Raw genomic sequence first — 14,050 nt, 5'->3', positions numbered from 1 at the left:
GTGAATGTTACCCTACAGACTGATTTGTTAGGGAGAACACCGTGGCCGTCCATCTGCTCATTGTCGATGCACTGAATCTTATCCGCCGAATTCACGCCGTACAGGGCTCCCCCTGCGTGGAGACGTGCCAGCACGCGCTCGATCAGTTGATTGTGCACAGTCAGCCCACACACGCCGTGGCGGTATTTGATGACGAAGCACGCAACAGCGGCTGGCGTCACCAACGCTTACCTGACTACAAAGCCGGTCGCCCGCCAATGCCTGACGATTTACACAAGGAAATACCCGCCTTACGCGCCGCTTTTGAACAGCGCGGTGTCTGCTGCTGGGAATCCAGCGGGAATGAAGCCGATGATTTAGCCGCAACTCTGGCGGTGAAAGTTAGCCAGGCCGGACATCAGGCAACCATCGTCTCAACCGATAAAGGCTATTGTCAGCTACTCTCCCCAACGCTGCGTATTCGCGATTATTTCCAGAAACGCTGGCTGGATGCGCCGTTTATCGAGAAAGAGTTCGGCGTACTGCCGCAACAGTTGCCTGATTACTGGGGACTGGCAGGGATCAGCAGTTCTAAGATACCTGGGGTTGCCGGTATTGGTCCTAAAAGCGCCACACAATTGTTGACGCAGTTTCCAACGCTGGAAGCACTGTATGAACATCTGGATGACGTACCGGAGAAATGGCGTAAGAAACTCGAAGAACATCGGGAGATGGCGTTTTTGTGCCGCGATATCGCGCGGCTGCAAACGGACTTACATATCGACGGAAACCTACAGCAGCTACGGCTGGCACGGTAGTCTTATTTTCGGATGACGCTGCGCTTATCCGGCCTACTTAACGTATAACCCTGTAGGCCAGATAAACGCCAGGTGATTACCAGGCAGTATGGTACAGCTCGACGATATCCCCAAGGCTCGCTTCACGCGGATTTCCCCCGGTACAAACATCGTCAAATGCGGCCTGCGCCAGCGCAGGAATATCCTCTTTACGGACGCCAACATCGCGTAAGTGCAGTGGGATCCCTACATCGCGATTAAGGGCGAAGACAGCATCCACTGCCGCTTTGCGTGCTTGCGCCAACGTCAGTCCTTCAACCTTAACCCCCATTACCCGGGCAATATCGCGGAATTTTTCCCCAGTGAATTCGGCGTTATAGTGCATCACGTGCGGCAGCAAAATGGCATTCGCGATGCCGTGCGGCGTGTTGTAGAACGCGCCTAACGGGTGTGCCATGCCATGCACTAATCCCAGACCAACGTTGGAGAAGCCCATCCCGGCAACGTACTGGCCCAGGGCCATCGCTTCACCCGCCTGGCTGTCACCCGCAACGGAACCGCGCAATGACCCGGCAATAATTTCGATGGCTTTAATGTGCAGCGCATCGGTAAGCGCCCACGCTGCCCGGGTGATGTAACCTTCAATGGCATGAGTCAGTGCATCTACCCCAGTAGCCGCTTTTAATGCAGCAGGCATGCCGTCCATCATATCAGCATCGATGAACGCCACCTGCGGGATGTCATGTGGATCGACACAAACAAACTTACGCCGATTCTCTTCGTCAGTGATCACGTAGTTAATGGTCACTTCCGCCGCTGTTCCCGCGGTGGTTGGGATAGCCATAACCGGCACACTTGGGTTGCGTGTCGGCGATAACCCTTCAAGGCTACGTACATCAGCAAACTCAGGATTATTATTGATAATGCCAATCGCCTTACAGGTATCCTGCGGGGAGCCTCCGCCGATTGCTATCAGATAGTCTGCGCCGCTTTGCTGAAAGACACTCAATCCTTCCTGCACTACCGCAATGGTTGGATTAGGAATAACGCCTGAATAGATTTCCCATGCCAGACCTACAGCATCCATTCGGGTAGTCACTTTCTCAACAACGCCGCACTGCACCAGATTTTTATCAGTCACAATCAACGCTTTGCGATAACCGCGACGAATAACTTCATCGGTTAATGCGCCAACAGCCCCCCGGCCAAACCATGCCGTTTCATTCAGAATCATTCTGTTCGCCATTGTATTTCTCCTTTTCGCTATGCGAAATTACTCTTCAATGCGTAATCCGTAAGATTTGAATTTCTCCAGCACAATAGCGATCTCCTCGTCATCCAGCACCGGCACCGGATCAACAATCGCCAGCGTGCTCAGGTACAGACGGGCCAGAACTTCCACTTCATGCGCCAACCACAGTGCTTTTTCCAAATTCGCTTCGCAAGCAATCAACCCATGGTGCTGTAAAAGCGTTGCCTTACGGTTTTTCAGGGCGACGCTCACATGCTCTGACAGCTCTCGTGTACCAAACGTCGCATAAGGCGCACACGGAATAGAGTTCCCCCCCGCCGCTGCAATCATGTAGTGAATTGCCGGGATAGGGCGATTAAGAATTGAAACGGCCGTGCAGTGTACGGCATGGTTATGGACAACCGCATTGGCATCCGGACGCGTCTGGTATGCCGCCAGGTGAAAACGCCATTCACTGGAGGGTAATTGTCCTTTATCATATTTCCCGTCGTTATCTACATACACGATCATGTTTTCAGTAAGTCTTTCGTAAGGAATACCGCTGGGCGTGATCAGCATCCCGTTTTCATAACGCGCACTCACATTTCCCGCCGTCCCCTGATTCAATCCAAGGCTGGTCATTTCCAGACAGGTTTCAATGATTTCTCGCGACAAACGCATTCTTTCCATAATGATTCTCCGGGTACAGTTTCCCCTCGTCTTTATTGCGAAAAATGCAGCCGCAGAATAAGACGGGTCAGGTTTCAGGTACAGGCAGCCACTGAACGTATTTATTCAGATTCAGTTGGCCGATTTATTTATAGCGAAATATTAAGGTTGTCTTACGCGCTTAATAAGTTTCATCTCAACTTTTACAGTTTCTTTAATTGGGTGATCATCAATAGCACTCATCATCATATCGAATGCTTTTTCCGCCCAGACATTTTCATCCTGTTGCATTGACCAGACATTATTGGCGAGGAATCCCAGCATTGGGTGTTCATCGAATGTCCCAATATTAATTTCCGGTGGAATTGTGCCCAAACGATTACGAATAGCGTTAATGGCCCCCTCCAGTACCGGTAATGATGAGGCGATAAACGCCTGCGGACAGCCCTGTTCGCCGATCAACTCATCCATCAGTCGATAACCACTTTCAGGTGTGTTGTCCGGACCTTCACGCACCCAATCTCTATGTGAAATACCATTATTGTTCAATGCATTAAGATAACCTTGCAAACGATCACCAATGCTGGGTAATCCGGTATCCCCCACTAAAAACCAGATTGGCGACTTTCCAGCGTCAAACAGACTCTGCGTCAATTTCTCGCCGCCCAAGATGTTATGACTTTCTACCAGTGCGTTATCGGTATACTTAAAATCACGGTCAAGTAACACCATCGGTTTTCTGACCTGACGTAAATGGTGTTGCTGATTCTCTAACGTTGAGGGAACAATAAAAAGGCCATCGACATTACGGGCGATTAACGCTTTGGTCAGTTTATTTTCGTAATCAACATCGTCATAGGTACAGCTAATCGTTAACTGATAACCTGAACGACGACAGCGTTGCTCAAGTTTTTCTGCGAGTGTGGCAAAAAAGACGTTGGAAATATTGGGTACAATCAATCCCAAAGTATCCGTTTTATTTAATTTCAGGCTACGTGCTGAATGGTTAATGACGTAACCATAGCGCTCGACATATTCATTAATACGCGTTTGGGTTTTGACACTGATTCGATATTGCTCTGCTTTCCCGTTCAGCACCAGTCGTACGGTCGTAACCGATAAATTCAGATCGCTGGCTATCTGTTCTACTGTTTTAGCCATCTATATGCCCCAGTCCACATCCAAAAACGTCAATCTACAATCATAAAAGTATTTTAAACTTTTGTCTTACTGCATAAGTTGGTTAATCGCCTGCTGCTGCTCCCACAACATCAGATAAGCCTGGTATTTGCGATCATAGAAGTTCCGCCGCGCCGGGTTCGCCTTAATCACCTCGCCCGAACGAACCATCGCCCGGCATGCGGACGGTATAGTTGCCCACGCGCCGCATGCTACCGCGCCAGTGATAGCCGCACCTAACGTCACCGCATCCTCTTCCTGCATAAGATGAATATCGCATCCGGTAGCATCGGCATATTCCCTCATCCACAGTGGGTTATGCGTTGCGCCGCCGCACAGCGTCAGTCGGGAAATGGTGTGACCGTTTTCACGCATCACTTCCATAATATGCCGCGTACCGCAGGCGATCGCCTGTAATGTCGCCAGATACAGACGAGCTACCTGCATCTCACCTCGTTCCAGCGTCAAACCACAGATGCTGCCTCGAGCATCGGGCCTTGCGCGCGGCGAACGATTACCGTGGTGATCGGCAAGCACATGCAGATAACGACCAGGCTCAGACCCCTGCTCCTCAAGTGCGGCAACCCATTCATTAACTAAAACAATGGGATGGCAGCCCCGGGCCTCAGCTTTGTGAAACAGCTCAGCACTGGCTCCTGATTCCTGAAGCGTCCAGTCGACTAACGCCCCAGCAGCACTCTGCCCCCCTTCCGTCAGCCAGTAGCCTGGCAGCATGGCTGACCAATAAGGCCCCCAAACACCTGGCGTATGAATTTCCTGCTCGCTGCACAGCATATGGCAATTTGACGTTCCGCTAATCAGCGCCAACGTCCCCTCAGGCTCAACCCCGGCAAGCGCAACTCCGCCAGCATGGGCATCAATCATACCGCTGGCGACGACCACTGCAGTCGTCAGCCCCAGCGCCTGGGCCGAATCGCTGCTAAGCGTTCCAACGCCAGCGCCTGGCGGAAGAATACGCGACGGGATTTTGCCCAACAAATCCGTTAATCCAACGGCGTCGAGCAGGGAGTGGCTGAAGCGTTGTTCATGTGCCAGATAGTTCCATTTACAGGTCAGCGTGCACAGTCCTGCAACATCATTAGCGGTAGCTTTAGAGACCAGAAAGTCCGCCAGATCGTAGAAGCGATGTGCGCTCTCCCAGGTGGCTGGAAAATGTTTTTTCAGCCATAGCACTTTGGGAAGCTCCATTTCGACGCTGACTTCACCGCCAACGTAGCGTAGAGACGGATCCTGCGTGGCGTTAATACGCTGCGTCTCCTGCGACGCACGATGATCCATCCACATGATGATGTTATGGTCTGACGGTTCGCCTGGTGAAACCGCCAGGCCCCGCCCGTGTTCATCGAGGGCAACTAAGGAGCAGGTGGCATCAAATCCCAATGAGCGAATATCCTCAATACAAACCCCGGATGACGACACCGCCTCCTTCACTGCCTGGCAAACCTGCTGCCAGATTTCTGCAGATGACTGCTCAACCCGCTCAGGACCGGGTCGAAACTGCGAGATGGGGCGTGTCGCAAAAGCCAGCCGTGTGCCACTGGCATCAAAGACACCAGCCCTGACGCTGGCGGAACCGACATCCACACCGAGGAAATATCCACTGCCCATAGTAACTCCCTGACGCTGGCTAATGATGGGGCGAGCACCTCGCCCCAACGGTCTTATTTTTTACCAAATGGGTGTAACAATTTGTCAATTTCCGGGGTATCAATGTTCTTCGCACTGACAAATTTCACCGGAATATCAATCTCTTTCGGTACAGACTGACCCGATACCGCTGCATTCAGCGTCTTGATACCCTGGTAGCCAATCTGATAAGCGTCCTGCACCACAAATCCCTGAATCACTCCGGACTTCAGGAAGGCAATAATTGCCTCTGTGCTATCAAAACCAATCACTTTCACTTTGCCTTTCAGGTTCTGACTATCAATAGCGTTTGCTACGCCCAGCGTTGAACCTTCATTCGTGCCATAAATCCCTGCAATATCAGGATTGGCCTGGATCATATCGATGGTTTTATCCATCGCCTTTTGCGGATCGCCATCACTGTACTGGACCGGTAGCACCTGAATATCCGGATATTTCTCCTTCATACGGGCAATAAACCCTTCCGAACGCTCAATCGCTGAGGAGGTCCCCGCTACGTGCGCAATAATGCCCACTTTTCCTTTGCTGCCCACTTCCGCTGCCAGCGCATCTGCGGCTTCTGCACCGGCTTTACGGTTATTCGTGGCGACAAAGCTCACCGGAATATCGGAATTCACGCCGGAGTCAAACGTCACAACTTTAATGCCGCGTGAATTTGCGGTCTCTACTAATGGCGCAAGCGCGTTGGCATCTAACGCTGCCAGTAATAATCCATTGGGTTTTTGCGCCATCGCGTTTTCAACCAACTGAATCTGCTCAGCAATTTGAGTTTCATCCGCCGGGCCAACATAGCTGGTTTTATCGCCCAACTCTTTTGCTGCCGCTTCCGTCCCCATTTTCACGGTTTGCCAGAATTCATGCTGGAAACCTTTACTGACCACCGGAAGGTTCATATCTTTAGCCAATACGCTGGATGTCATACAGGCCAACAGGGATAACGCATAGACAAAATTCCTGGTTCTCATTGTTTTACTCCGTTCTGAGTGAGTCACCCTAAACGTCAGGGTTATGATGCCCCGTGACTTCCGGGAGCGTAAATCAACGAATTTTTTTGCGTAATGTATCGAGATAAACCGCGGCAATGACCACCACGCCCATGGCAACCATTTGCCAGAACTGGGAGACGCCCATCAGGTTCAGACCATTCTTCAGCACGCTCATAATGAATGCGCCGATGATCGTGCCGCCGATGGTACCAATTCCGCCCATTAGGCTCGTACCGCCAATAACAACCGCCGCGATGGCTTCCAGCTCATACCCCACGCCGACCGTTGGTTGTCCTGAGTTCAAACGAGAAGCCAGAATCACCCCGGCAATCCCAGTCAGCAGACCACAAAAGGCGTAGACGAAAATTTTGACGCGCTGAACTTTAATACCGGAAAGATGTGCGGCTACCTCATTGCTACCCACGGCGTAAACATAGCGACCAATCACCGTTTTCTTCAGGATGTAGGCGGCAATTAACGCCACCACCACCAGGTAAAAAACGGGATATGGCAGCACATCGAACAAACGTCCCTGGGCCAGCATTTTGAAGGTGGGGTAATCAGCGAAATAAATCGCACGACCATCGGTCATCACCATATTGATGCCTCTGACTGACATCATCAGGCCCAGCGTGGCGATAAAAGGCGGGATAGTCATTTTGGTAACCAGCAGGCCGTTGATATAGCCGCATAATCCCCCGGCCAGCACCCCCGCCAGAATACATACGGGCAGAGGCAATCCCAGCGTGGCGCTGATGCCTACCGCAACACCAGAAAAGGCCACTACCGAGCCAAGAGAAAGATCGATTCCTGAAGTGATAATGACAAAGGTAACGCCAATTGCCATGATGCCAATCACTGACGTTTGCAAGGCAATTGTCATGATGTTTTCAGTGTTAAAGAAAAATGGCGAACCAAAACTAAAAAATATTACTAAAATAATCAGACTCAGAAGCGGTGCCAGGCGCATTAAAAGTTCTTTGTTAATTTTTATTTTCTTATTATTGCTGTCTGAAGAGGTTACAGAGATAGTCATAAATTAGTCCTCTAACGTCGCGTATTGCATGATTTTTTCTTGTGTGGCGTCATCAGAAGCTAACTCCCCGGTAATACGTCCATTACGCATAACCAAAATGCGATCGCACATACCCAGCACTTCCGGTAATTCAGAGGAAATCATGATAATTGACTTCCCTTTTGCCACCAGTCGATTCATTAATTCATAAATTTCAAGTTTGGCCCCCACATCAATACCGCGAGTGGGTTCGTCAAAGATGAGAATATCGGTATCTTTACATACCCATCTGGCAATAATAATTTTCTGCTGATTACCGCCACTTAAATTCAGTGCCGCCTGCTCTAAATGTGGTGTTTTAATCCGTAGGGCTTTAACCTGTTCCTCGCTGGTTTTCTGACAACGTTTGCTGTCCACATTGCCATAGCGGTCGGAATATTCAGGATAATTGCCCAACATAATATTACGCTCAACGGACAGTCCTAATGCCAGTCCCTCTTTTTTTCTGTCCTCGGTTAAATAGCTGATACCCTGTTGGATAGCATCAGGAATATCTTTAATTACCGTCACTTTTCCGTTTAGCTTGAGGGTACCGCCATCAATGGGATCCGCGCCAAAAATCGCCCGCGCCAGCTCGGTACGCCCTGCGCCCATCAGACCGGCAAAGCCCAATATTTCGCCCTGATACAGGGTGAAATCAATGTTGTTCAGTACACCATTGCGAGTCAGACCGCTGACTTCCAACACCGGCTTACGTTGAGCCAAAGGTCCACGACGAGGATAGATATTGCCGAGGTCCCGCCCAACCATCATGGCAATCAGGTCGCTAATTTTAACCGCATCATAATCTACAGTGGCAATAAACTGACCATCACGCATCACCGTCGCACGATCGGCTATCAGCGCCAGTTCCTCCAGCCTGTGCGAGATATAAACAATGCCCGTCCCCTGTTCTTTCAGCAAACGGGTTACCTGAAATAAGCTGTCGATTTCCGTTTCCGTCAGTGCCGCCGTCGGTTCATCCATAATAAGGATCTTAGCATTCACCGATATCGCTTTAGCAATCTCAACCATTTGTTGTTGCGCGACGGTCAGATCGGCCACCAGCGTTTCTGGGGAGATATTCAGGTTTAATTTTTGCAAAATATCGATAGCAGCCTGTCGCTGTTGTTTTTCATCCAGACGCCAGCGGTTATTTTTGCAAAACTCCCTGCCAATAAAAATATTTTCTTCTACCGTGAGTTCAGGGAAAAGATTAAATTCCTGGTGAATAATCGTGATACCTGCGCTTTGTGCGCTCAACGGGTTCGCAAAAGAAACAGATTGCCCTTCAAAAATAATATCTCCTTCATCTGGCTGATAAACACCGGATAAAATCTTCATCAACGTAGACTTTCCTGCGCCATTCTCACCCAGCAGCGCATGAACCTCGCCTTTGCGTAAAGCAAAATCCACATTACTCAACGCTAATACGCCGGGAAAACGTTTCGTAATATGACTCATCTGTAAAAATGTTTCAGACATTGCTGCTTTCCTCAATATACAGAAACTGCAATCAGTGAATCAGGCGAAAAAACGTTGCCAGGAAGCCATCGTCACCGTTAATGCGAATACTACTTATACGTTCATATGCGTTTTATCAATCATGCTAACTCGAGTTAGCGAAGTGCCTTTTAAAGCTATTTTAGCTACTCAAATTAGCCAAATCATTTGGTTTAAATCTGTGACGCTGAACAAACAATTTATTGCAAATACTTAATTTAAAAGAATTTATACAAAAATATGCGTTCTGGTTTATTTGACACAGATCGAATTTTAACCACTTCTCGTGAAGCCTCTCACAGTTCCACAACAAAAAAGTTGTGCAAAAAACTCTCTAATACCTAAGCTAACTCGAGTTAGCAAAAATGAGTTATTCAGCCAACTGCGACGGTGGTGTTCAACATCCGCTTTTGCAGCACGGCATAAAGTGAGATGAGGAACCTCGAATGAAAAAAAATAGCTTACCGAAAATTGGCATTCGTCCGGTGATTGATGGGCGCCGTATGGGTGTTCGTGAATCGCTCGAAGAGCAAACCATGAATATGGCTAAAGCCACCGCTGCGCTGATCGCTGAGAAACTTCGTCACGCCTGCGGCGCGCAAATTGAATGTGTCATTGCCGACACCTGTATCGCCGGGATGGCGGAATCTGCCGCCTGCGAAGAAAAATTCAGCAGTCTGAATGTGGGCGTGACCATCACAGTGACCCCATGCTGGTGCTACGGTAGCGAAACCATCGACATGGATCCAATGCGGCCGAAAGCTATCTGGGGTTTCAACGGTACAGAACGTCCGGGGGCCGTTTATCTGGCCGCCGCGCTGGCTGCGCATAATCAAAAAGGACTTCCTGCCTTCTCTATTTACGGCCATGACGTACAGGACGCCGGCGACACCACGATCCCTGCCGATGTGGAAGAAAAATTGCTGCGCTTTGCCCGCGCGGGCTTAGCCGTCGCCGGTATGAAAGGCAAAACCTACCTGTCCGTAGGCGGCGTTTCAATGGGTATTGCCGGCTCTATTGTCGATCATAACTTCTTTGAATCCTGGCTGGGAATGAAAGTTCAACCCGTTGATATGACCGAACTGCGTCGTCGCATCGACCAAAAAATCTATGACGAAGCTGAGCTGGAAATGGCGCTGGCGTGGGCGGACAAAAACTTCCGCTACGGTGAGGATCAGAACGCGCAGCAATATAAGCGCAATGCAGAACAGAGCCGTGCGGTGCTGAAAGAGAGTCTGCTAATGGCCATGTGCATTCGCGACATGATGCAGGGTAACCAGAAGCTGGCCGACAAAGGTCGGGTAGAAGAGTCGCTGGGATACAACGCGATTGCCGCAGGCTTCCAGGGCCAGCGTCACTGGACCGATCAATATCCGAATGGTGATACCGCCGAAGCGCTGCTCAACAGCTCCTTTGACTGGAATGGCATACGCGAACCGTTCGTTGTCGCCACCGAAAACGACAGCCTGAACGGCGTGGCGATGCTGTTCGGCCATCAACTCACCGGCACGGCGCAGGTCTTTGCCGATGTGCGCACCTACTGGTCGCCAGAAGCGGTAGAGCGCGTCACGGGTAAACCGCTGACCGGCCTTGCTGAGCACGGCATTATTCACCTGATTAACTCCGGCTCGGCAGCACTGGACGGCTCCTGCAAACAGCGCGACGACGCAGGGAAACCGACCATGAAACCGCACTGGGAAATCTCGCAAAAAGAGGTCGATGATTGCCTGGCGGCAACCGAATGGTGTCCGGCTATTCACGAATACTTCCGCGGCGGCGGCTACTCCTCTCGCTTCCTGACCGAGGGCGGCGTGCCGTTCACCATGACTCGCATCAACATCATCAAGGGCCTGGGGCCTGTACTGCAAATCGCCGAAGGCTGGAGCGTGGAATTACCGGAAGATATGCATGACCAGCTCGATGCGCGCACTAACTCTACCTGGCCGACCACCTGGTTTGCCCCGCGCTTAACCGGTAAAGGCCCGTTCAGCGATGTCTATTCGGTTATGGCTAACTGGGGTGCAAACCACGGAGTGCTGACGATTGGTCACGTGGGCGCAGACTTTATCACTCTGGCCGCCATGCTGCGTATCCCGGTTTGCATGCACAACGTGGAAGACGAGAAAATTTACCGTCCTTCAGCCTGGGCAGCCCACGGAATGGATACGGAAGGCCAGGATTATCGTGCCTGCCAGAACTACGGTCCGCTGTATAAGCGTTAAACATCGAGCAATTGCCTGATGGTGGCGCTTACGCGTCTTATCAGGCCTACGAAGCGCACGGTTTTGTAGGCTGGATAAGGCGAAGCCGCCATCCGGCAATAGGTAATCTCCCAGGAGCAATTATGAAACAAGAGGTTATCCTGGTCCTCGACTGTGGCGCGACCAACGTGCGGGCCATAGCCGTTGACCGTCAGGGAAAAATTATCGCCCGCGCCTCTACGCCCAACGCCAGTGATATTGCCGCGGAGAACGGTATCTGGCATCAGTGGTCGCTGGAAGCCATTTTGCAACGCTTCGCCGGCTGCTGTCAGCGGCTCTCCACGCAACTGGCCAATTGCCGTATCTGCGGGATCGCCGTCACCACCTTCGGCGTAGACGGTGCGCTGGTCGATCAACACGGCAGGCAGTTATATCCGGTAATCAGTTGGAAGTGCCCACGCACCGCAGCAGTAATGGAAAATATCCATCGCTACATGTCACCTCAGCAGTTGCAGGAAATCTCCGGCGTCGGCGCGTTTAGCTTTAACACGCTGTATAAACTGGTGTGGCTGAAAGAAAACCATCCACAATTACTGGAACAGGCGCACGCCTGGCTGTTTATCTCATCGCTTATCAACCACCGTTTAACCGGCGAGTTCACCACAGATATCACCATGGCGGGCACCAGCCAGATGCTGAACATCCAGCAGCGCGATTTCAGTGATGACATTTTGCAGGCGACCGGCATACCGCGCCGACTGTTTCCACGTCTGGTGGAAGCGGGCGAACAGATTGGGGTACTGCAACACGAGGCCGCCAGCCTGCTCGGGCTACCAGTGGGTATTCCTGTGATATCTGCCGGGCACGACACGCAGTTTGCGCTCTTTGGCGCGGGAGCTCAGCCAGACGAACCGGTGCTCTCTTCCGGTACATGGGAAATTCTGATGGTACGCAGCGTACAGGTGGACACCTCTCTGCTCAGCCATTATGCGGGTTCCACTTGTGAATTAGACAGTCATGCCGGGCTGTATAATCCCGGCATGCAGTGGCTGGCTTCCGGCGTGCTTGAATGGGTGCGTAAGCTGTTTTGGACTGCCGAATCGCCCTGGCAAACGCTGATTGACGAAGCCCGGTCCATTCCTGCTGGCGCAGAAGGCGTCAAGATGCACTGCGACCTGCTGACCTCTCAGAATGCGGGTTGGCAAGGGGTTACGCTCAATACCACCCGCGGGCATTTTTATCGCGCCGCACTGGAAGGGCTGACAGAACAGTTGCAGCGGAATTTACACACGCTGGAAAAAATCGGTCATTTCCAGGCCACTGAATTGTTATTGGTTGGCGGGGGAAGCCGTAACGCATTGTGGAACCAGATTAAAGCTAATGTGCTTGGGATCCCTGTCAAAGTGCTGGATGACGCCGAAACCACCGTCGCAGGCGCCGCAATGTTTGCCTGGTCAGGCATTAGGGAATTTCCCTCACCGGAACAGGCCCGTGCACAGGTGCGCTACCAGTACCGTTACTTCTATCCGCAAACCGAATCCGAACTGACAGGAGTCGAGTAACATGCTCAAAACAATATCCCCCTTAATTTCCCCCGACCTGCTGAAGGTGCTGGCTGAAATGGGTCACGGCGATGAGATTATCTTTTCCGATGCTCATTTTCCGGCTCATAGCATGGGACCGCAGGTGATTCGCGCCGACGGTCTGCTGGTCAGCGACCTGCTGCAGGCGATTATTCCGCTTTTTGAACTGGACAGCTACGCCCCACCGCTGGTGATGATGGCCGCTGTAGAAGGCGACGCTCTCGATCCTGACGTCGAGGCTCGCTATCGACAGGCGCTTTCATTGCAGGCCCCCTGTCCAGACATCACGCGTATTGACCGTTATGCCTTTTACGAACGAGCGCAAAAGGCGTTTGCGATCGTTATTACAGGAGAGCGGGCAAAGTACGGGAATATTCTTTTAAAAAAAGGGGTAACGCCGTAATCTCTGGTCAGAATGCCCGTCTGGTACGGGCATTTATCATCAGATGAGGATCTGAACATGAAAGCGGCGCGCCAGCAGGCAATCGTAGATCTGCTTACCCACCACAAAAGCCTGACAACTGAAGCCCTGTCTTTGCAGCTAAACGTTAGCAAAGAGACCATCCGCCGCGATCTCAGTGAATTACAAACCCAGGGCAAGGTGCTACGCAATCACGGGCGGGCCAAGGCTATTCATCGGGAAAATCAGGACAGTGGCGACCCGTTCCATATACGACTAAAAAGCCACTATGCCCACAAAGCAAATATTGCCCGCGAAGCGCTGGCATGGATCGAAGAAGGTATGGTGATAGCTTTAGACGCCAGCTCAACATGCTGGTACCTGGCGCGACAGCTACCGGACATCAACATTCACGTTTTTACCAACAGCCAGCCCATCTGCCAGGAATTGGCTAAACGTGAACACATTCAGCTTATCAGCTCCGGCGGTCGCCTTGAGCGCAAATACGGTTGCTACGTTAATCCCTCGCTTATCTCGCAGCTAAAATCCCTCGATATCGACCTGTTTATTTTTTCCTGCGAAGGGATCGACAGCGACGGCGCGCTCTGGGACTCAAATGTAACCAACGCAGACTTCAAATCCATTCTGCTTAAGCGCGCATCGCAATCTTTATTGTTGATCGATAAAAGTAAATTTAATCGTTCGGGAGAGGCCAGAATTGGGCATCTGGATGATGTGACGCATATTGTTTCAGATACACAGCTGATTGAATCAATCCAGGCCGAATAGGGCGATTTCGC

12 protein-coding genes are annotated in these 14,050 nt (G+C 51.2%); 5 read left to right on the top strand and 7 right to left on the bottom strand.

Annotated elements, in window-relative coordinates; all coding sequences use genetic code 11:
• The first annotated feature begins 41 nt into the window (after positions 1-41).
• A complete protein-coding gene (xni, locus tag OGV57_RS10975) occupies positions 42-797 on the top strand; it encodes a flap endonuclease Xni (RefSeq protein ID WP_054528736.1) in 756 nt (251 codons plus the stop codon).
• A gap of 76 nt (positions 798-873) precedes the next feature.
• Here the strand turns inward: xni and fucO are convergent, their stop codons facing one another.
• The 7 genes from fucO to OGV57_RS10940 all read right to left on the bottom strand — a co-directional run bounded on the left by fucO (position 874) and on the right by OGV57_RS10940 (position 9,048).
• Positions 874-2,022: a lactaldehyde reductase gene (fucO, locus tag OGV57_RS10970; protein WP_054528737.1), complete on the bottom strand. Its 1,149-nt coding sequence runs from the start codon at positions 2,020-2,022 to the stop codon at positions 874-876.
• Positions 2,023-2,049: 27 nt separating this feature from the next.
• Positions 2,050-2,697, bottom strand: a complete 648-nt coding sequence (fucA, locus tag OGV57_RS10965) for an L-fuculose-phosphate aldolase (protein ID WP_003034062.1) — start codon at positions 2,695-2,697, stop codon at positions 2,050-2,052.
• A 141-nt stretch (positions 2,698-2,838) separates the two neighbouring features.
• Entirely contained in the window at positions 2,839-3,837 is a 999-nt protein-coding gene (locus tag OGV57_RS10960) for a LacI family DNA-binding transcriptional regulator (RefSeq protein WP_286531102.1), read from the bottom strand.
• A gap of 66 nt (positions 3,838-3,903) precedes the next feature.
• Positions 3,904-5,484 (bottom strand): FGGY-family carbohydrate kinase, encoded by a 1,581-nt coding sequence (locus tag OGV57_RS10955; protein ID WP_054528738.1) that lies wholly within the window; start codon positions 5,482-5,484, stop codon positions 3,904-3,906.
• A 53-nt stretch (positions 5,485-5,537) separates the two neighbouring features.
• A complete protein-coding gene (locus tag OGV57_RS10950; protein ID WP_003034057.1) occupies positions 5,538-6,488 on the bottom strand; it encodes an ABC transporter substrate-binding protein in 951 nt (316 codons plus the stop codon).
• 73 nt (positions 6,489-6,561) lie between these two features.
• Positions 6,562-7,545 (bottom strand): ABC transporter permease, encoded by a 984-nt coding sequence (locus OGV57_RS10945; protein ID WP_003034055.1) that lies wholly within the window; start codon positions 7,543-7,545, stop codon positions 6,562-6,564.
• A 3-nt stretch (positions 7,546-7,548) separates the two neighbouring features.
• Complete coding sequence (locus OGV57_RS10940) at positions 7,549-9,048, bottom strand: sugar ABC transporter ATP-binding protein (RefSeq protein ID WP_003034052.1); 1,500 nt, start codon at positions 9,046-9,048, stop codon at positions 7,549-7,551.
• Positions 9,049-9,512: 464 nt separating this feature from the next.
• Between OGV57_RS10940 and fucI the strand changes: the two genes are divergently transcribed.
• The 4 genes from fucI (at position 9,513) to fucR (ending at position 14,039) form a co-directional block, all read left to right on the top strand.
• Positions 9,513-11,288 carry an L-fucose isomerase gene (gene fucI / locus OGV57_RS10935; RefSeq protein ID WP_003034050.1) on the top strand — a complete coding sequence of 592 codons (1,776 nt, stop codon included), beginning with the start codon at positions 9,513-9,515 and terminating at the stop codon, positions 11,286-11,288.
• A 122-nt stretch (positions 11,289-11,410) separates the two neighbouring features.
• Entirely contained in the window at positions 11,411-12,829 is a 1,419-nt protein-coding gene (gene fucK, locus OGV57_RS10930; protein ID WP_054528739.1) for an L-fuculokinase, read from the top strand.
• A gap of 1 nt (position 12,830) precedes the next feature.
• On the top strand, positions 12,831-13,253 hold the full coding sequence (gene fucU, locus OGV57_RS10925; RefSeq protein WP_003840383.1) for an L-fucose mutarotase: 423 nt from the start codon (positions 12,831-12,833) through the stop codon (positions 13,251-13,253).
• Positions 13,254-13,310: 57 nt separating this feature from the next.
• Positions 13,311-14,039, top strand: a complete 729-nt coding sequence (fucR, locus tag OGV57_RS10920) for an L-fucose operon activator (RefSeq protein WP_054528740.1) — start codon at positions 13,311-13,313, stop codon at positions 14,037-14,039.
• Positions 14,040-14,050 lie beyond the last annotated feature (11 nt).

The sequence above is a fragment of the Citrobacter sp. Cf087 genome, assembly GCF_030334285.1.
Classification (GTDB): domain Bacteria; phylum Pseudomonadota; class Gammaproteobacteria; order Enterobacterales; family Enterobacteriaceae; genus Citrobacter; species Citrobacter freundii.
Note: the sequence above shows the minus strand (reverse complement) of the source record. Positions and strands in the feature narration are given on the sequence as shown.

Bases quoted from the DNA above. Each gene is read 5' to 3' on its own strand.
- OGV57_RS10960 (WP_286531102.1), bottom strand. From the start codon at position 3,837: ATGGCTAAAACAGTAGAACAGATAGCCAGCGATCTGAATTTATCGGTT.
- fucU (WP_003840383.1), top strand. From the start codon at position 12,831: ATGCTCAAAACAATATCCCCCTTAATTTCCCCCGACCTGCTGAAGGTG.
- OGV57_RS10955 (WP_054528738.1), bottom strand. From the start codon at position 5,484: ATGGGCAGTGGATATTTCCTCGGTGTGGATGTCGGTTCCGCCAGCGTC.
- fucI (WP_003034050.1), top strand. From the start codon at position 9,513: ATGAAAAAAAATAGCTTACCGAAAATTGGCATTCGTCCGGTGATTGAT.
- OGV57_RS10940 (WP_003034052.1), bottom strand. From the start codon at position 9,048: ATGTCTGAAACATTTTTACAGATGAGTCATATTACGAAACGTTTTCCC.
- fucA (WP_003034062.1), bottom strand. From the start codon at position 2,697: ATGGAAAGAATGCGTTTGTCGCGAGAAATCATTGAAACCTGTCTGGAA.
- OGV57_RS10950 (WP_003034057.1), bottom strand. From the start codon at position 6,488: ATGAGAACCAGGAATTTTGTCTATGCGTTATCCCTGTTGGCCTGTATG.
- fucO (WP_054528737.1), bottom strand. From the start codon at position 2,022: ATGGCGAACAGAATGATTCTGAATGAAACGGCATGGTTTGGCCGGGGG.
- fucR (WP_054528740.1), top strand. From the start codon at position 13,311: ATGAAAGCGGCGCGCCAGCAGGCAATCGTAGATCTGCTTACCCACCAC.
- OGV57_RS10945 (WP_003034055.1), bottom strand. From the start codon at position 7,545: ATGACTATCTCTGTAACCTCTTCAGACAGCAATAATAAGAAAATAAAA.
- fucK (WP_054528739.1), top strand. From the start codon at position 11,411: ATGAAACAAGAGGTTATCCTGGTCCTCGACTGTGGCGCGACCAACGTG.